The organism is Delftia acidovorans SPH-1, assembly GCF_000018665.1.
Lineage (GTDB): Bacteria > Pseudomonadota > Gammaproteobacteria > Burkholderiales > Burkholderiaceae_C > Comamonas > Comamonas acidovorans.
Map to the genome: position 1 here is coordinate 649,068 of NC_010002.1, position 18,311 is coordinate 667,378.

At 67.7% G+C, this 18,311-nt stretch carries 16 protein-coding genes; 3 read left to right on the top strand and 13 right to left on the bottom strand.

Going from position 1 to position 18,311, the window contains the following annotated elements; all coding sequences use genetic code 11:
* Window positions 1-204 precede the first annotated feature (204 nt).
* Complete coding sequence (locus DACI_RS02985) at window positions 205-1,182, top strand: Bug family tripartite tricarboxylate transporter substrate binding protein (RefSeq protein ID WP_012202520.1); 978 nt, start codon at window positions 205-207, stop codon at window positions 1,180-1,182.
* 41 nt (window positions 1,183-1,223) lie between these two features.
* Window positions 1,224-2,087 carry a creatininase family protein gene (locus DACI_RS02990; RefSeq protein ID WP_012202521.1) on the top strand — a complete coding sequence of 288 codons (864 nt, stop codon included), beginning with the start codon at window positions 1,224-1,226 and terminating at the stop codon, window positions 2,085-2,087.
* Window positions 2,088-2,445: 358 nt separating this feature from the next.
* Here the strand turns inward: DACI_RS02990 and DACI_RS02995 are convergent, their stop codons facing one another.
* The 5 genes from DACI_RS02995 to DACI_RS03015 all read right to left on the bottom strand — a co-directional run bounded on the left by DACI_RS02995 (window position 2,446) and on the right by DACI_RS03015 (window position 7,510).
* Entirely contained in the window at window positions 2,446-3,420 is a 975-nt protein-coding gene (locus tag DACI_RS02995) for a Bug family tripartite tricarboxylate transporter substrate binding protein (RefSeq protein WP_012202522.1), read from the bottom strand.
* Between the two features lie 119 nt (window positions 3,421-3,539).
* Complete coding sequence (locus tag DACI_RS03000; protein ID WP_012202523.1) at window positions 3,540-4,223, bottom strand: histidine phosphatase family protein; 684 nt, start codon at window positions 4,221-4,223, stop codon at window positions 3,540-3,542.
* Between the two features lie 87 nt (window positions 4,224-4,310).
* Window positions 4,311-5,270, bottom strand: coding sequence for a PhzF family phenazine biosynthesis protein (locus DACI_RS03005; protein ID WP_012202524.1), 960 nt, complete (start codon window positions 5,268-5,270; stop codon window positions 4,311-4,313).
* Window positions 5,271-5,494: 224 nt separating this feature from the next.
* Window positions 5,495-6,673: an aminotransferase-like domain-containing protein gene (locus DACI_RS03010; RefSeq protein ID WP_043780467.1), complete on the bottom strand. Its 1,179-nt coding sequence runs from the start codon at window positions 6,671-6,673 to the stop codon at window positions 5,495-5,497.
* A 234-nt stretch (window positions 6,674-6,907) separates the two neighbouring features.
* Window positions 6,908-7,510, bottom strand: a complete 603-nt coding sequence (locus tag DACI_RS03015) for a LysE family translocator (RefSeq protein WP_012202526.1) — start codon at window positions 7,508-7,510, stop codon at window positions 6,908-6,910.
* A gap of 217 nt (window positions 7,511-7,727) precedes the next feature.
* On the opposite strand from DACI_RS03015, the gene DACI_RS03020 reads away from it, so the two are divergent.
* Window positions 7,728-9,179, top strand: a complete 1,452-nt coding sequence (locus DACI_RS03020; protein ID WP_012202527.1) for an aminotransferase-like domain-containing protein — start codon at window positions 7,728-7,730, stop codon at window positions 9,177-9,179.
* A gap of 213 nt (window positions 9,180-9,392) precedes the next feature.
* Here DACI_RS03020 and DACI_RS03025 read toward each other — a convergent pair whose 3' ends face one another.
* The 8 genes from DACI_RS03025 to motB form a co-directional block, all read right to left on the bottom strand.
* Window positions 9,393-10,106 (bottom strand): RNA polymerase sigma factor FliA, encoded by a 714-nt coding sequence (locus DACI_RS03025; protein WP_012202528.1) that lies wholly within the window; start codon window positions 10,104-10,106, stop codon window positions 9,393-9,395.
* Between the two features lie 5 nt (window positions 10,107-10,111).
* Window positions 10,112-10,993 carry a hypothetical protein gene (locus DACI_RS03030; protein ID WP_012202529.1) on the bottom strand — a complete coding sequence of 294 codons (882 nt, stop codon included), beginning with the start codon at window positions 10,991-10,993 and terminating at the stop codon, window positions 10,112-10,114.
* Window positions 10,986-12,632, bottom strand: a complete 1,647-nt coding sequence (gene flhF, locus DACI_RS03035; RefSeq protein ID WP_012202530.1) for a flagellar biosynthesis protein FlhF — start codon at window positions 12,630-12,632, stop codon at window positions 10,986-10,988. The genes DACI_RS03030 and flhF overlap by 8 nt, the downstream gene beginning before the upstream one ends.
* Window positions 12,629-14,728: a flagellar biosynthesis protein FlhA gene (gene flhA / locus DACI_RS03040; RefSeq protein ID WP_012202531.1), complete on the bottom strand. Its 2,100-nt coding sequence runs from the start codon at window positions 14,726-14,728 to the stop codon at window positions 12,629-12,631. The genes flhF and flhA overlap by 4 nt, the downstream gene beginning before the upstream one ends.
* Window positions 14,725-15,900: an EscU/YscU/HrcU family type III secretion system export apparatus switch protein gene (locus tag DACI_RS03045; RefSeq protein WP_012202532.1), complete on the bottom strand. Its 1,176-nt coding sequence runs from the start codon at window positions 15,898-15,900 to the stop codon at window positions 14,725-14,727. Before DACI_RS03045 ends, flhA begins: the two co-directional genes overlap by 4 nt.
* Window positions 15,901-16,121: 221 nt before the next feature.
* Entirely contained in the window at window positions 16,122-16,736 is a 615-nt protein-coding gene (locus DACI_RS03050) for a protein phosphatase CheZ (RefSeq protein WP_012202533.1), read from the bottom strand.
* A gap of 10 nt (window positions 16,737-16,746) precedes the next feature.
* Entirely contained in the window at window positions 16,747-17,133 is a 387-nt protein-coding gene (gene cheY, locus DACI_RS03055; RefSeq protein WP_012202534.1) for a chemotaxis response regulator CheY, read from the bottom strand.
* A gap of 124 nt (window positions 17,134-17,257) precedes the next feature.
* Window positions 17,258-18,295: a flagellar motor protein MotB gene (gene motB / locus DACI_RS03060; protein WP_012202535.1), complete on the bottom strand. Its 1,038-nt coding sequence runs from the start codon at window positions 18,293-18,295 to the stop codon at window positions 17,258-17,260.
* Window positions 18,296-18,311: the final 16 nt, after the last annotated feature.

An 18,311-nucleotide genomic window follows, 5' to 3' on the forward strand; every position in this document is an offset into this window, starting at 1 on the left:
GGGAGCCAGGGGCATGGTCTTTGGTTCCCCCGGCTGCAGGCTGCGATGGTAGCGGGCCGTCCAGAGAGATCGCCTGTGGCCGGCTGCAGGACGATTGGCAAAAGATATCGTTGCATAGGCGCTTGGTATTGGACAGGCGATATGTCCGTTGCCCATCATGGACCGGCCACCCATCCGGGATAGAGCAACACAAGGAGACAAGCCATGCAGGAGACATCTCGCCGCCACTTCCTGGCCGCTGGCGCGGCAGCGGCCGCAGCCTGGGGACTGCCGCAGCACGCGCGCGCAGCCGCCGCCTATCCCGACAAGTCCGTGCGCGTGATCGTGCCCTTTCCCGCCGGTGGCACCACCGACGTGGTGGCGCGGCTGGCCATGCAAAAGCTCGGGGAGCTGACCGGCCAGTCCTTCGTGGTGGACAACAAGGGCGGTGCCAACGGCGTCATCGGCACGGAACTGGCCGCGCGCGCCACGCCTGACGGCTACACCCTGCTGATGAACACGGCCGGCGCGCAGACCCTGAGCCCCGTGCTCTACAAGACCAGCTACGAGGCGCTGTCCAGCTTCGAGCCCATCAGCCATCTGTGCGACGTGGGCTTCGTCCTCATCGCGCGCAAGGACTTGCCCGTGAACAGCCTGCAGGAGCTGGTCGCCATGGCCAAACAGGGCAAGCCGTTGAGCGTGTCCTCGGGCAGCAGCATGATTTCGCTGATCACCGAGCAGTTCAAGAAGGTGATTGGCGCGCCGGGCATCGTCAACGCCCAGTACAAGGGCACGGCGCCGCAGATGCAGGCCGTGGTGGCGGGCGAGGTGGATTTCTCGTTCGACTCCTTCACCTCGGTGGAGATGATCCGCACGGGCAAGGTCAAGGCGCTGGCCGTGCTGCTGCCCCAGCGCGCCGAAGTCTTTCCCCAGGTGCCCACCATCAAGGAGGCCGGCGTGGACGGCATGGGCTTCAGCTCCTGGTCGGGCCTGCTGGCGCCCAAGGGCACGCCCCGCGACATCGTGGCCCAGCTCGCGCAGCAGATGGACAAGGTCATGCAGATGCCCGACGTGCTGGCCAAGCTGCGCAGCTACAGCTATGTGCCGCGCCGGGGAACGCCCGACGAGTTTGCGCGGCTGATCGAGTCGGACAACGAGCGCTGGAAACGCATCGTCAAGGAATCCAACTTCAAGGCCGAGTGAGGAGGGCTCCGGCAGCCCATGGATGGCCCTAATATCGGGCCATGCAAGACTCCCCGCCCGAACAGATATCCCCCGGCGCCTGGCCTTCCCGCTGGTGGGCCGAGGCCTCTGCACGCGACTTTGCGCAGGCCCAGGCCAGCGGCCTGGCTGCCGAAACCATCGCCGTGCTGCCCGTGGCCGCCGTGGAGCAGCACGGCCCGCACCTGCCGCTGTCCGTCGACGCCCGCCTGCTGCAGGGCGTGATCGATGCGGCCCTGCCGCTGCTGCCGCCCGAGCTGCCCGCGCTGTTCCTTCCGCCGCAGAACATCGGCTTCAGCGTGGAGCACCAATCCTTTGCCGGCACGCTGACGCTGTCGCCCGCCACGGTGATCGCGCTGTGGACCGAGCTGGGCGCCTGCGTGGCACGCGCCGGCGTGCGCCGGCTGCTGCTGCTCAACGGCCATGGCGGACAGGTCAGCGTGATGGACATCGTGGCGCGCGAGCTGCGCATGCGCCATGGCCTGCTGGTCTACAGCAGCAGCTGGTTCGGACTGGTGGACGATGCGGCCAATGCGCATTTCAGCGCGCACGAGCACCGCTTCGGCATCCATGGCGGCGAGGTCGAGACGTCGATGATGCTGCACCTGGCGCCGGAGAGCGTGCGCATGGAGCATGCGCGGGACTTTCATTCCACTTCGGAGGATAGGGCGCAGCGGCATGCCTTGCTGGGCAATGGGCGAAGCGCCAAGATGGGCTGGGCCATCGAGGACTACAACGTTTGCGGGGCGGTGGGGAATGCTGCGGGGGCTACGGCCGAGCGGGGGGCTTTGATGGTGGAGGCTTCGGCTCGGGGGTTGGTGCGGTTGTTGTCCGAGATAGTTGCGTTGCCTGCGGATACTGTCGGAAGGGCGCCGGAGCCTCTTTAGTTTTTGGTCTTTTTTGGACCCTGCCGGGTGGTTGTTTTTTGAGGCCGGGTCTCGGCCCGGCGGCCGACCTACTTTCCTTTGTTTCGCCACCGGTACGCCGGCCGAAGGAAAGTAGGCAAAGCAAAGGCGACCCGGATGTCCGCGACCCTCCGCTTCGCTACGGGCCACCTGCGTCGTGGCGGCTGCGGGGTTCGCCGTGAAACTCTCTTCGCGCTGCGCGCTACGTTCAAACATCACGGCGAGTCAGATCACGAAGCAAGCCTGTCCTTCGGCAGGCTTGCAACCCCGCAACCGCCACGACGCAGGCGCTGACATACGGGGAGTTGTTGCGGGCCTTTGCTTCGCTCGGCCTATTGCTTTATTGCTTGGGGATCTTGGCCTGGACGATCACGTCGCCCCAGCGCTTGATTTCCGACTGCAGCAATTGCGCGGTCTGCTCGGGCGTGCTGGACTGGGCCTGGACGTTCATCTCGCGCAGTTTCTGCGTGACTTCGGGGGAGTTCACGGCGGCGGCGATTTCCTTGTTCAGGCGGGCGATGATTTCCGGAGGGGTCTTGGCTGGGGCGGCCAGGGCGTTCCAGGAGGAGGCGACGAAGCCCTTGACGCCTGACTCCTGGGCCGTGGGCACGCCGGGCAGCAGGGCCGAGCGCTTGTCGCCGGTGATGGCCAGCAGGTTGACGGCCTTGGAGTTGATCTGGCCCATGATGGGCGTGAGGATTTCCACGGCCGCGTCGATCTGCTTGCCGCGCAGGGCCGTGACCACGGCAGGGGTGCCGTTGAAGGGCACGATCTGGGCGTCGATGCCGGCGGTGGTCTTGAACAGTTCGGCTGCCAGGTGCTGGGTGCTGCCGATGGCGATGCTGCCGATGTTGAGCTTGCCGGGGTTGGCCTTGGCCCAGGCCACCAGCTCGCCCAGGTTCTTGAAGCGCGAGTCGCTGGCGGTGAGCACGCCGATGTCGAAGTAGCCCAGGGTGGAAATCGGCGTGAAGTCCTTGACCATGTCGAAGGGCAGCTGGCTGAACAGCCCCACGGTGACGGCACTGCCGTTGGACATGAGGAACAGCGTGTGCCCGTCGGGCGCGGACTTGGCCACGGTGTCGGCCGCGACGATGCCGCCTGCGCTGGGCTTGTTGTCGATGATGACGGGCTGGCCCAGCTGCGAGGCCAGTTTTTGCGCGACGACGCGCGAGGTGACGTCGGCCACGCCGCCTGCGCCAAAGGGCACGACGATGCGGATGGGCTTGTTCGACAGGGGCTGGGCCTGGCTGGTGATGGCGGCCAGCAGCAGGGCCGCGCAGGCCAGGGCGCTGCGCGTGAAACGGCGTTTGTTCATGGGTCTTTTGTCTCCTGGCCGGCGAGTTTGGCGCAAAAGCGCAGGCCGGCCCAGAGCGCCCGTGTTCTGGCTGCTATGCCTTGGCGCGATAGCTGTGTGACAGCCTTGCCGGTGCCGTATCAGGCGTGCGTGATCCAGCTGCGGTGCTCGTCCGAGTCCAGGTGGTTGAGCGTGTTGAAGGTCTGCAGCATCAGGCGCTTGGGGCTGGTGGTGAACTCGGTCACGGCGCTGTTGCGGATGCGCATGTTCAGCGCAATGGTGACCTCGGGCGAGGTGCCCAGCACATGGCCCACGGCGGTGGAGATGGGGCCGCCACTGCTGACCAGGAGCACGTTTTCGTCGGCATGCTCGTGGCGCACGCGCTCCAGCACCTGGCGCACGCCGCCCGAGAAATCATCCCAGCTGGGCATGCCTTTGGGGCTGATGGTGCCGGCCATCCACTGGGCCAGGGCATCGCACAGCAGGCGGAAGTGGTGGCGGTACAGCTCGGGCGTGTCGGGCTTGGGCAGGGGCGCCGGATGGATGGCCTGCAGCAGCGCGCCGCTGTCGTATTCATCAAGGCCTGCAAGCGCCTGGGTGCGGTGTTGCTCGGCAGGCAGGCTGCCCAGGCCGTCGGCGATGCCGGCCAGCGTCTGCGCATGGCGGCGCAGCGTGCCTGTGTAGACCGCGTCGAAGCGCAGGCCGCGTTCTCGCCAGTAGGCACCCAGCCTTTGCGACTGCGCCGTGCCGCGCTCGCTGAGCTGGTCATAGTCTTCGGCACCAAACGAGGCCTGGCCATGGCGCACAAGATAGAGGGTTCCCATGGCGCGGATTGTGGCCAGCGCCGGCGCTGGCGTTTGTCCTGCGGGCGACTGGCTGCCGCCTTGGCGACAGGCCTGCCGTGCCGGGCCCTACAGCAGCACCTGGCCGCTTACGCACTCCACCACATGGCCGCCTATCCACAGCGCGCCCTGCGCGTCCTCGCTGACGTGGACGCGGCCGTCGCGCCCCACGCAGCAGCCCTGGCTGGCGATGTAGGGCGCATGCAGCAGGCCTTCGCCGCGCAGCCACAGGGCCAGGCTGGCGTTGAGGCTGCCGGTGACGGGGTCTTCAGTGACGCCGACGGGGCTGGCGAAGCCGCGCACTTCCAGGCTGGGGGCGGCATCCGCATCGGCCCCGGCCGGGCGCTGGCCCGTGGCAAAGGCGCGGGCCTCGCGGCTGCTGCGGCCGATCAGTGCCGGTGCATCTTGCGTGCTTTCGTACAACGCGCAGGCGCCCACCTTGGTGTTCAGCGCCTTGAGCCTTGCATGGTCGGGCTCCAGCGACAGCACCTGGTCGGGGTGTTCGAAGAGCACGCCCATCCAGCGCGGGCCGTTGTCCAGCCAGGCCGCACGCAGGATCTGGCCGCGTTCTGCGCCCAGCGCGGCCGCCACGTCATCCAGCAGGCCGGGCTCCACGTCGCTGATGTCGGTGGACGGTGCCTGAAAGGCCAGGCGCCCGTCCTGGCGCTCGATGCCGATCAGCCCCTTGGCGCATTCCTGCACGATGCGCTGGGCCTGCTGCGGCACGCCGCCCTGCGCCAGCCAGGCATGGCAGCTGCCCAGCGTGGGATGGCCGGCAAAGGGCAGCTCGCCGCCCGGCGTGAAGATGCGCACGCGGTAGTCGGCGCCTGCGGCGCGACCCGCCTCGGTGGGCGGGAGCACGAAGGTGGTCTCGGACAGATTGGTCCAGGCCGCGAAGGACTGCATCTGCGCATCGGTCAACCCGGTGGCGTCGAGCACGACGGCCAGCGGATTGCCCAGGTAGGGCCGTGCCGTGAACACATCCACGGTCATGAAGGGGCGCTGGCGGGAGACGTATGCAGGTGTCATGGCAATGGGCAGATGGAAGGGAGGATGGAAAAGCCGACAGCAAGCCGGACTTTGGTTCGACTGCGTGTCGGCTTCCCCCTGGCCCAAGCAGGTAACTGGCCCAAACACCAGGGACGCCGAGCAAGAGCCGCCTCTCGGCGGGGGCGCCTAGCCGAGGGCGTCGTCCCCCTCCCTTGCGAAGCAAGTAGAGAGGGGGAAGCGGCGCTAGCCGCTCAGGGGGTGGTTTACATCGTGGAGCGGATGGCGTCGGCCAGGGCGGCGATGCCCTTGTCGATCTGCTCGGCCGACACCGTCACGTAGGACAGGCGCAGCGTGTTGGCCTGGGGCTCGTCCGCGTAGAACGGCGCGCCGGGCACGAAGGCCGTGCCGCGTTCCACGGCGGCGGGCAGCAGCTTTTGCGCATCCATGCCCTTGGGCAGGCGAACCCACAGGAACATGCCGCCCACGGGACGGGTCCACTGCACGTCCAGGCCGGCCATTTCGCGTTCCAGCGCGGCCAGCATGGCGTCGCGCTGGCGCTTGTACATGGCGCGGATGGTGGGCACATGGCGGTCCAGGAAGCCGTCCTTGATGACCTCGGAGACCACGCGCTGGTTGAAGCCCGGGGTGTGCAGGTCGGCCGCCTGCTTGGCCTGCAGCAGCTTGTTGTAGACGGACTTGGGCGCCACCAGGAAGCCGATGCGCAGGCCCGGGGCCAGCACCTTGGAAAACGAGCCCAGGTAGATCACGCCTTCGGGGTTGCGCGCGGCCAGCGGCAGGGCAGGGGCCTGCTCGAACCACAGGTCGCCGTAGGGGTTGTCCTCGATCAGCGGGATGTTGAGTTCGCGCGCCTTGTCCACCAGGGCCTGGCGGCGTGCCTCGGCCATGGTGCGGCCGGTGGGGTTCTGGAAGTTGGGCAGCACGTAGGCCAGGCGGGCCTTGTCGGCGCCGGTGCCGGCCTTGGCGGCGAAGTCCTCGACGAGGATGCCGTCGTCATCGCTGTCCACGCCCACGGGAATCGGTTCCTGCGGTGCAAAGGCCTGCAGCGCGCCCAGGTAGGTGGGCTTTTCGACCAGCATGCGGCTGCCACGGTCCAGGAAGACCTTGCCGATCAGGTCCAGCGCCTGCTGCGAGCCCGTGGTGATCAGCACCTGGTCGGGGTCCACTTCCCAGGGCAGGAAGTCGGCCACGGCCTGGCGCAGGGGCGCGAAGCCCTCGCTGGTGGCGTATTGCAGGGCCGAGGCGCCATCGCGCTGCATCACGGACTGGCAGGCCTGGGTGAACTCGTCCAGCGGGAAGGCCAGCGGCGAGGGCAGGCCGCCCGCCATGCTGATGATGCCGGGACGGTCGGTGAGCTTGAGGATTTCGCGGATGGCGGAGGGGTTCATCTTGGCAGCACGGTCTGCCAGCGTCCAGGTCGTCATAAAAAAAGCAGTTCCAGGTCTTTGCGGTGCCCGCCATGCGGGCGGGCTGGTATGGATTGCCATGCCGTCGTGGGGCACGGGCCGGCCGCATGTGAAGAGCGGAGTGCGGATAGTGCGCTCGCTCTTGCGCCGGCAATGAGGGTATTTTGTCGCGGGCGTGAAGGGTCTGCGCATCCTCCCTTCAATAGCTGGGCAGGCCAGTACGGCCTTTGCCTGGGCGTGGGTGGAGGACCCTCATGCGGCCACCATCCATATCGCCGTCAGCGCCAGCATGGTCGCCATGGCACGGTTGAACCACAGCAGCCTGCGTCCCTGGGCCAGCCAGTGGCGCAGCAGTGCGCCCACGCAGGCATACAGCAGATTGCTGAAAAAGGCATAGGCGGCCATGACGGGTAGCACCACGGCCAGGCGCTCGGTCAGGTCGTCGCGCCCGGCCAGCCAGCCGGCCACGATGGCCAGGGCCAGCAGCCAGGCCTTGATGTTCAAGAATTGCAGTCCCACGCCCTGCCAGAAGCCCACCTGCAGCTGCTGCGGCGATTGCAGCGAAGCCATCTGCGCGCTGCTGCTCAGGCGCCAGGCCATCCACAGCAGGTAGCCGATGCCGGCGGCCTTGACCAGCCACAGCAGTAGCGGCGCCGCGACAATGGCCGCGCCCACGCCGGCCGTGCTCAGCACCAGCAGCACGCACCAGCCCACGGGCACGGCCAGGACGAAGCGCAGCGCCGGGCGCAGGCCGTGGTTGGCGGCCAGGGCCGTGGACAGCGTGGTGTTGGGACCGGGGCTGAAGCTCATGGAAGCGGCGAGCAGCAGCAAGGCGGTGAGTTCGGACGGTGGCATGAGGCGGTGGCCCCGAAGGTCTCCATACAGGCGGCAGGGGCTGTTGGGGAGGAGGGCACGGCAGGCCTTCTCCGCAGCACGAATGCATGAAATATAGGTGCAAGACCTGTACAGTGCCAATACAGTTGGACCCTCAATTGCATGTTCTGTATTGGTGCCTATCCCGATACAGTGACTTTCTGGTGACCCCTTCGCAGCCGTTCACACCCGTTTCCGTATGACCGTTCCCCTCTCGCGGCTGGCGCCGCAGACCCTGAGCACCCAGCTGGCCGAACGCCTGGGCGAGCGCATCCGCATGCGGCTGCTGCCTGCGGGCGCACGCCTGCCTTCGGTGCGCGAATGCGCGCGCCAGCAGGGCGTGAGCACGCACACGGTGGTGGCCGCCTATGACCTGCTGCAGGCCCAGGGCCTGGTCGAGGCGCGGCCGCAAAGCGGCTTCTTCGTGCGCGACTTCGTGCAGGATGCGCCGCTGCTGCAGCCCGAACAGGCCCGTGCGGCCCCCGCCGAGGAGGCCCCTGGCGTGCCCAAGGGCACGCGCATCAATGCCTCCATGCTGGTGCGCGGCATGTTCCACCAGAGCGTGGGCGGCAGGCCGCAGCCCGGGGCGGGCGTGCTGCCGGCCGAGTGGCTGGAGGCCGGCTTCCTGGCGGCGGCCATGCGCAAGGCCTGCTCGGGCAAGTCCCTGCACGACTCCTGCGTGGGCTACGGCGACCCGCTGGGCGACATCGGCCTGCGAGAGGCGCTGTCGCGGCGCCTGGCGCGCCTGGGCATTGCGGCGGCGCCGCAGCACATCATCACCACCATGGGCGCAACGCATGGGCTGGACGTGGTCAGCCGCGCCCTGCTGCAGCCGGGCGACCCGGTGATGGTGGAGGAGCCCGGCTGGGCCGTGGAATTCGCGCGCCTGGCATCGCTGGGCATGCGCGTGCTGCCCGTGCCGCGCGGCCCCGACGGGCCGGACCTGGCCGTGATGCAGCGCTACTGCGAAAGCTGCGCACCCAAGCTCTACGTCAGCGTGAGCGTGCTGCACAACCCCACCGGCTACAGCCTGTCACCGGCCAGCGCCCACGAGGTGCTGCAGCTGGCGCGGCGATTCGGCTTCTACGTGGTGGAGGACGATACCTATGGCGAGATCGCGCCCGACCACGCCGCGCGCATGACCGTGCTGGACCGCCTCAGCCACAGCATCTATGTGAGCGGCTTCGCCAAACTGCTGGCGCCCAACTGGCGCGTGGGCTACCTGGCGCCCCCGCCCGCCCTGGTGGAGCGCCTGGTGGACACCAAGCTGCTGTCCACGCTCACCACCCCCTCGCTGATGGAACGCGCCCTGGCCCACTGCATGGACCAGGGCCAGCTGCGCCGCCATGCCGAGCGCCTGCGCCAGCACCTGGCCCAGGCCCGCATGCGCAGCGTGGCACTGGCCCAGCAGGCCGGCGCCCGCTTCGCGGCCGAGCCGGCCGGCATGTTCGGCTGGGTGGACACCGGCGTGGACACCGAAACCCTGGCCCAGCGCCTGCTGGACGCCGGCTACTTCATCGCCCCCGGCGCCATGTTCCACGCCGGCCGCCAGCCCAGCACCTGCATGCGCATCAACTTCGCCACCACGCAGGAACCCGCCTTCTGGCGCATCTTCGAACGCGAAGTCCAGGCCATGCGCGGCAGCGGATAGAAAACGGGAATGGGAGAGAGGAGAGGGGGCGGAAGGCGGGGAAGGCTGTATCGACCCGCAAACATAGATCAGACCAGCAGCGCAAAAAACCGACGAGGCCCAAAGCGAGGGACACCGAGCAAGGGCCGCCCCGCCGCGAGGGTGTCGTCCCCCTCCCCCGCGAAGCGGGTAGAGAGGGGGAAGGCGCGCAAGCGCCTCAGGGGGTGCCCCCAGTCAATGCGCCCGCATTTTTGTCCGCAAGCGCGCAATCGCCTGGCTGTGCAGCTGGCACACGCGCGATTCGGTCACGCCGAGCACGGCGGCGATTTCCTTGAGGTTCATGTCGTGCTCGTAGTACATGCCCATGATGTACTGCTCGCGCTCGGGCAGGGCCTTGATGGCTTCGACCAGGGCCACGCGCAGGCGGTGGTCGCGCAGCAGCGCAAAGGGATCGGCGCCGCTGTCGGCCACGTGGCGCTCGAGGAAGTCCTCGCCTTCGTCGCCACCCGACATGTCCTCCAGATACACCAGCTGCGTGCCGCGCACCTTGCCCAGCAGCGACTGGTAGTCGTCCAGGTCCATGCCCAGTTCGTCGGCGATCTCGGATTCCAGCGGCGTGCGCCCCAGGCGCTGCTCCAGGCGGTGCAGCGCGTGCTCGATGTCCTTTTGGCTCTTGCGGGAGCTGCGGCTCATCCAGTCGCCTTCGCGCAGCTCATCGAGCATGGCGCCACGGATGCGCTGGCTGGCGAAGGTCTCGAATTGCACGCCCTGCTCGCTCTCGAAGCGGGACAGGGCTTCGGCCAGGCCGATCATTCCGACCTGTATCAGATCATCAAGCTCCACATTGGGAGGCAGCTTGGCGATCATGTGCAGCGCGATCCGGCGTACCAGAGGTACATGCCGACGGATCAGTGCATCGCGGTCGAGTTGGCCTTTGGCGGTGTACATGGCAGTCAGTGGCTCCAGGCATGGGATGCGGGCAGCGGCGCGAAGCCGGCGGCCAGATCCTGGCCGCCATGTGGCAACACGCTGCCCGCATGATTGAGCAGTTGCAGCGCCAGGCGCTGCAAGTCCGGTGCATGGTGCAGGCGCACGGGCAGCAGTCCCGGCGCATGGCCCAGGTGGCGCTGCGCGCAGCGCATCAGCGCGTCGATCTGGGATTGCAGCTGTTGCGCATCCTCGGCCTGGCTGCGGGCGCCGGTCTGTCCACGGCGCCAATCGTAGCTGGTCACGCCCAGGTCATCGGCGCTGGGCAGCAGCGGCGCCAGCAGGCAGCGCAGGCCGGCATGCACTGCCAGCTGCTTGAGCTGGCGGTAGCAGCCCAGCACGCGGGTGCCTTGTTCGGGCAGCACCATCAGCGGGTGCACGGCCTGGCCGGCCAGGTTGCTGGCCAGCGTGTCGGCATTGGCATACAGCATGACGATGGCGTAGCCGCGCACGTGGCGCTGCAGCCATTGCATGGGCGTCATGCCGGCCTGGCGCGCCTGTTGGGGCAGCAGATCCAGGCCCTGGCGGGCCGGCAGCACGGCCACCGAGCTGTGGCGGGGATCGGGGTGCAGGCCGGTACGGGCCTGCCAGGCGCTTTGCTGCAGCAGCTGCGCCAGGCCCGGTGCATCCGGGGACTCGCCCTGGCTGGCGTCCAGCACCAGAACGGGCAGGCCCAGGCGCTGCAGGCTGGCACAGACCGGCCACAGCAGGGATTGTTCGGCCAGGCCCTGCGGGTCGTTGGCCGTGTCGCGCAGCATGGCCAGCACACGCAGGCCCATGGGAGCGGCGGCGCCGGGCTGGCCGTGCAGGCCCAGGCCCTGGTGCAGCTGGGGGAAGGTTTCAAGCATGGTGGATCTCGCCTTCCGTGCTGGGGCTGGACGGGGTGAAGAAGAAGTCCAGGTCCAGCGCCTTGGGATCGAAGGCCGAGCGGGTGGCGGCGCGCATGGAGGCGGACACCAGTTGCTGCGCATCGGCGCGTTCCCAGTCTTCGGGCACGCGCTGGCCGTTGGTCACGCCGCGCAGCTGCATCTGGTGGCGGATCAGCGTGTCCACCGACGGGCCCAGCTTCACGGCCTCGTCCACCTTGGTGAGGATGGCCTGGCTGGAGCCGCGCGCCTTGAAGGCCTGCATCACATCGTCCAGCGCATCGCCCTGGCCGGCCGCGTTCACGGCCAGCAGTTTCTGGATGCCGGGCAGGTCCAGCAGGTCGAGGATCTCGTCCTTGCGCGGATCGCGCGGGGCCACGCCCGTGGTGTCGATCAGCACCAGCTGCTTGTTGGCCAGCAGGCCCAGCAGGTCCTGCAGCGCGGCGCGGTCATGGGCCAGGTGGGCCACCACGCCCAGCATGCGGCCGTAGGAGCGCAACTGGTCGTGGGCGCCGACGCGGTAGGTGTCCAGGGTGATCAGGCCGACGCTGGCGGCGCCGTACTTGGCTGCGCACAGGGCTGCCAGCTTGGCCGTGGTCGTGGTCTTGCCCACGCCGGTGGAGCCCACCAGGGCGAAGACGCCGCCTTGCTCGTACAGCGGTGCCTGGTCGGCGTCGGTGCGCAGATTGCGTTCCAGCACCTGCATCAGCCAGCGCACGGCGTCGCCGGCGGACAGGTCCTGGGGCATGTGCTCGACCAGGGCGCGGGCCAGCACGGGGGAGTAGCCCGCGCGGATCAGCTTGTGCGTGAGGTTGGCGTGGATGGGGTTCTGGCGCGTCTGGCCCAGCCAGGTCAGGGTGTTGAAGCGCTCTTCGATCAGGTCGCGCACGGACTGCAGCTCATCGCGCAGTGCCTGGGAGGCCATGGTCGGTGCGGGCTCGCTGCGCAGGGTCTCGCGCAGCGGCGCTTCGGTGCTGGCGCGCAGCGGGTTGTGGCGGGCCACGGAAGGCGCGGGCTGTGCCTTGAACGGCTGCTGTGCAGCCGTGGGCGCGGCGGCCGGTGCTTCGCGCAGGGCGTCGCCCAGGCTGCGGCGCTGGGCAAAGCTGGGCAGCGGCTCGTCAACGCCGGCCTCGTGGCGGCGGCGCAGCATGCGTTCGCGCACATAGTCCTGGAAGGACAGGGTGCTCATGGCCAGCTGTTCGGTGTCTTCCTGCACGCTTTGGCGCAGGCCGGCCGGCTCGGCACCGTCTGCCGACAGCGAGGCTGCCTGCGAGATGGCCTGCGCAATCGCCGACGACGTTGCCTGGGAAGCACGCGATGGAGCCGCCTGCGCGGCCGGCAGTGCCGTGCGCGGCTGGGTCTGCGCCTGGATCAGCTTGGCCTGCACCTGCGGGCGCAGGCCGGTGGTTTCCTCTGCAGAGCGGCGCTCGATGGCCTGCTGCAGCGGCGTGCTGCTGGCAGCGGCCTTGCTTTGCTCCAGCGTGTCCTCGGCCGTGGCCATGACCTCGACGCCATCGGGCGTGTTGCGATTGGACAGGATCAGGGTGCCCGCTCCGAAAGCCATGCGCGCCTTGGCCAGGGCCTCGCGGGAGGTGGGGGCGTAGAAGCGTTTGATGTTCATGCGGATGCACCTTTAAGAATCGAGCCGATGCGGATGGTGTGCGTTTCGGGGATCTCGCTGTGGGCGAGAACCTGCAGACGCGGCGCCACGCGACGCACCAGGCGGGCAATGGAATTGCGGATGGAATCGGGAACCAGCAGGCAGGCAGGCAGGCCCAGCTCTTCTTGCTGGTTGGCCATGTCGGCCGCCTTCTGGGTGAGGATCTCGGCCACGCCGGGATCCAGTGAGGGGGAGCCGGGGTTGGACAGGGCCTGCACCAGCAGGCGCTCGAGTCCGGGCTCGATGGCGATGACGTTCAGCTCGCGGGTCGGGCCGTAGATCTGCTGGACGATGGACGGCGACAGCGCAATGCGCACGCGGCGGGCCAGCTCGACAGGGTCCTGCGTGGTCGAGGAGTGCTCGGCCAGCGTCTCGATGATGGTGCGGATGTCACGCACGTGCACCGAGTCTTCCAGCAGCAGCTGGAGCACTTTCTGGAACGTCGTGATGGACACCATTTTCGGAATGACTTCTTCGATCAGCTTGGGAGCCAGTTTGGCCACATGCTCCACCAACTGCTGCGTCTCGGTACGGCTGATCAGCTTGGCGGCATGCACTTGCATCAAGTGTGACAAATGGGTGGCCATCACGGTTTCCGAATCAACCACGGTAAAGCCTGCCATTTGTGCCGCTTCCTTCTGGCGTTCGTCGATCCAGTGGGCGGGCAGGCCGAAGGCCGGGTCGGTGGTCTGGGTGCCGATCAGCGGGGTGCTGATGCCGCCCGGATTGATGGCCAGGAACATGCCGGGGAAGGCCTCGCCCTCGCCCACCATCACGCCGCGCAGGGTGATGCGATAGGCGCTGGGCTTGAGCTCCAGGTTGTCGCGCACATGCACGGCCGGGGGCAGAAAGCCCACTTCCTGGGCGAACTTGCGGCGCACGCCCTTGATGCGGGTCAGCAGGTCGCCCTGGCGGCCCTTGTCCACCAGGGTGATCAGGCGGTAGCCCAGCTCCAGGCCGAGCAGGTCCACCGGCTGCAGGTCGTCCCAGGTGGCTTCGCCGTCGCTGGGCGCGGCCACGGGTGCGGGCGCCTGGGTCTGCTGGGAAGCGCGTTCCTGCTGGCGGCGCGAGAGCATCCAGGCCAGCCAGCCCAGCAGCGCGCCCGTGCACAGGAACACGACGTGGGGCATGCCCGGAATGACGCCCAGCAGGCCCAGCACGCCGGCCGTGATGCCCAGCACCTTGGGCGACATGAACAGCTGCTGCGCGATCTGCTGGCCCATGTCGGTTTCCTTGCCCACGCGCGAGATCACCATGGCCGCGGCCACCGAGATCAGCAGGCCGGGGATCTGCGCGACCAGCGCATCGCCCACGGCCAGCAGGATGTAGCTGTCGGCGGCCTGGCCGGCCGACAGGCCGTGCTGGATCATGCCGATGGCGAAGCCGCCGATGATGTTGATCACCAGGATCAGAATGCCGGCGACCGCGTCGCCGCGCACGAACTTGCTGGCACCGTCCATGGAGCCGAAGAAATTGGCCTCTTCCTGCACCTCGGCGCGGCGGCGCTTGGCTTCCTTTTCGTCGATCAGGCCGGCGTTCAGGTCGGCGTCCACGGCCATCTGCTTGCCGGGCATGGCGTCCAGGGTGAAGCGGGCCGAGACTTCGGCGATACGCTCGGCACCCTTGGTGATCACCACGAAGTTGATCACCACCAGGATGGCGAACACGATCAGGCCGACGGCGAAGTTGCCGCCGATCAGGAAGTGGCCGAAGGCCTCGATCACCGCGCCGGCCGCGCCGGGGCCGGTGTGGCCCTCCAGCAGCACCACGCGGGTGGAGGCCACGTTCAGCGACAGGCGCATCAGCGTGGTCAGCAGCAGCACCGACGGGAAGGCCGCGAAGTCCAGCGGCCGGATCATGTAGGCCGCCACCATCATCACCATCAGCGCCACGGCGATGTTCAGCGTGAAGAAGGTGTCCAGCAGCCACGGCGGAATGGGCAGCACCATCAGCGCCAGGATGGCCACCACCAGCAGCGGCGCCATCAGGCCCTGAGCGAACTTGGCGTTCTCGCTCGACCACATCGATTGCAGGGATTGGAGCGGATTCGTCGTCATGGAGCAGTACCTTCAGTGGTCGCGGCGGCGCCTGGCGCGCGGCGGCCCTGGTGCGGATCGAGTTCGGCGGGCACGACGGGTTCGCCGAGATCGCCAGGCATGGGGCCTTCGCCGCGCAGCGCGGCCTTCAGGCGGTAGACATAGGCCAGGACCTGGGCCACGGCCGTGTACAGCGCGGCGGGAATGGCCTGGTCCAGGTCGGCGTGCGCGTACAGGGCGCGCGCCAGCATGGGGGATTCGAGCACCGGGATCTTGTGGGCGCCCGCGACTTCGCGGATCTTCAGCGCCACCAGGTCCGTGCCCTTGGAGATGACCTGCGGGGCGGCCATGGTCTTTTCGTCGTAGCGCAGGGCCACGGCGTAGTGCGTGGGGTTGGTGACCACGAAGTCGGCGCGCGGCACGGCGTTGACGCTGGCGCGGTCGGCGATCTCGCGCTGCTTCTGGCGGATCTTGCTCTTGATCTGCGGGTTGCCGTCGGATTCCTTGTGCTCCTGCTTGACTTCCTCATGGCTCATCTTCAGGCGCGACTTGAACAGGTAGGCCTGCAGCGGCACGTCGATCACGGCCATCAGGAACACCACCAGCAGCAGCAGGGCGACGCCGCTGGCCAGCCATTGCCCCGTCATGGACAGCGCCATGGCCGAGGGCTGTGAGGAGATGGCGGCGATCTCGGCGAGATGGCTGCTCAGGAACTTCCAGGCCACGAAGGAGAGGATGGCCGTCATCACCACCATCTTCACCACGGTCACCATCTGCTGCTTGGAAAACAGGTTGGTCAGGCCCGACAGCGGATTGAGGCGGTTGAACTGCGGTTGGATGGGCTTGAGGCTCAGGATCCAGCCGCCGGCCAGCATGCCCGACACCAGCGCCGCACCCGTGGTCACGGCGGCAACGACCAGGGAAATCTTCAGGCCCAGGCTGCCCATGGACAGCATGCGCTCCATCATCAGGGCCGGCGTCTTGGCCGTGTGCGCGTCGAAGGCCAATTGCTGGGCCAGTGCCATGCGCAGGTGCTGGATCAGGGGCTCGGCGCCCATCAGCATCATCAGCGCGCCCGTGCCCAGGATGGCCAGGTGCGACAGGTCCCGAGAGCGCGCACCCTGGCCGTCAGAACGCGTTTTCTGCAGTTTGCGTTCGGTGGCGGGAAGGCTTTTGTCTTGGCTGGAGTCCATGGCGCAATGACGGAAGGATTTGCGTCATTGTCGGAACAAGCCGGGCAGGCGAAGCCCCGATAAGCGGGGCTCAAGCGGCGCTTATGTGCTGTCTGCACAAGGGGAGGAACGGCAGCCGCATGGTGCAAGGGCGCCGCGAACATGGCAGTCAGCCCCTTGCGCCCAAGCGAAAGAGGCTGCCCTGCAATGAGAGGGGAGGCGCCGGGCGCCCCCCGGGGTGATCAGAATCCCAGGCTGGCCAGGAGATCGTCCACCTGGGACTGCGAAGTCACCACATCGGGCGTCTTCTCGGGATCGACCACGGGGCCGGCGAGGTGCTCCTTGGGCTTTTCCAGGGGCTCCAGCGCCGTCTGCTGCGGGTTGGGCGAGGTCTGGATGAGCAGCTGCACCAGCTGGTCCTCCAGATCGGCGGCCAGCGAGACCACGCGGGCGATGACCTGGCCCGTGAGATCGTGGAAGTCCTGGGACATCATGATCTCGGTGAGGTGCTCGTCGGCCTGCTGCGTGCCCTGCTCGACTTCCTCCAGGAAGTTCATCACCCGGCCCTTGGCCACGGCCGCCACGGGGTCCTCGACCATCTGTGCCCGCATGGCGCGTACACGCTCGGCCAGCCGGTCCTGCTGGACCTTGGCCAATTCGACGCGGTTCAGAACCTTCTCGGCGGCTTCTCCGGTCAGCCGCGCAATGTAGGAAAGGCGGCTTTGCGCATCCGGCAGCTCTCCCATGCTGCCGCGCAAACGGTCCGCATAGCCCAGCTCGTTGAGCGAGTCATGCAGCTGGCGCGTGAGAACGCCCACCTTGTAGTGGACGCTGTCGGGGACATCCGGGTTGCTCATGGCGCGTGCCCTACAGGCCCAGCTTTTTGAGGATCAGGTTGACTTTCTCTTCCAGCGTGGCCTTGGTGAAGGGCTTGACGATGTAGCCTGCCGCGCCGCCCTGGGCCGCTGCCACGATGTCCTCCTTGCGTGCCTCGGCCGTCACCATCAGCACGGGAAGGTGCTTGAGTTTGTCGTCCTGCTTGATTTCGGTGAGCAGCTGGAAGCCGTTCATGTTGGGCATGTTGATGTCCGTCACCACGAAATCAAACTTGCTGTTGCGCAGCTTGTGCAGTGCCACGACGCCGTCTTCGGCTTCATCGGCTTCGGGAAAGCCGCTCTCCTTGAGCAGATTGCGCACGATGCGCCGCATGGTGGAGAAGTCGTCAACGATCAAAAAACGCAGGGCATTAGCCACGTGAGGCCCTTTCGGTCGGTAGGTGCTCGGTACTGGTAAGAATCCGCCGCGATGGTAACAATATGAAACCTTCTTGGCGCAATGTGGGAATTTTCCTGCTTTTCGGCAGCATCGGGCGCAAACCTTAATTTGTTACACGATCAGGTGACGCGGGCGCAGACGGGGCAGCTGCAGGCGAGGTGGCGGCGGGCTGCGCAGCGGTCTCGCCGGTTGCGGATTCGGTGGCGGCCGCATTCGCCGTGCCGCCATTGCCGCCCGCCAATGAGGGCGGCAAGGCGTTGCGTGTCACGGGTCCGCGGTGGCCCAGCAGGCGCTTTTCAGCCTCCTGCGTGAGCACGGTGATGGTGATGCGCCGGTTCTGCGGGGCGCGCGGATCATCGGGCAGCAGCAGGTCGCTGCTGGCCAGGCCCGTGATGCGGGCCAGCTGGTTCAGCGGCATGCCGGCCGCCACCAGCTCGCGGCGCGAGGCGTTGGCACGGTCGGAGGACAGCTCCCAGTTGCTGTAGCCGCGGTCGGCATTGCCGTAAGGGGCGGCATCGGTATGGCCGGACAGGCTGATGCGGTTTTCCGCGCCCGCCAGGGCCGCGCCCACTTCGCGCAGGATGTCGCGCATGTAGGGTTTGACCATGGCGCTGCCGCTGTCGAACATGGGGCGGTTTTGCTCGTCCACGATCTGGATCTGCAGGCCGTCGGGCGTCACGTCGGTGCGGATCTGCGAGCGGAATTCGTTGAGGCGCGCATTGCTGGTGATCATCGCGTCCACCTTGGCCTTGAGCGCCTTGATGCGGTTGGAATCCACCTGGGCCTGGTCGGCGCGGCCTGCATCGACGCTGGTGCGCCGGTTGGAGCTGTCCGCCGCCTCCGAGCGCCGCACCTGGCCGTGCACCTTGGCCAGGTCGTTGCCGCCGCCGGGAATCACGCTGGAGCTGTTGCCCGCACCGTCGCCGCCGGCCATCGCCACCTTCAGCGGCGAGGAAAAATACGCCGCAATGCCCTGCAGCTCGCCCTTGGCCGTGGAGCCCAGCAGCCACATCAGCAGGAAGAAGGCCATCATCGCGGTCACGAAGTCGGCATAGGCGATCTTCCAGGCACCGCCGTGGGGTGCATGCGCCGTCTTCTTGACGCGCTTGATGATGATCGGCTGTAGCTTTTTCTCTGCCATGGCTTGACGCTGCTGG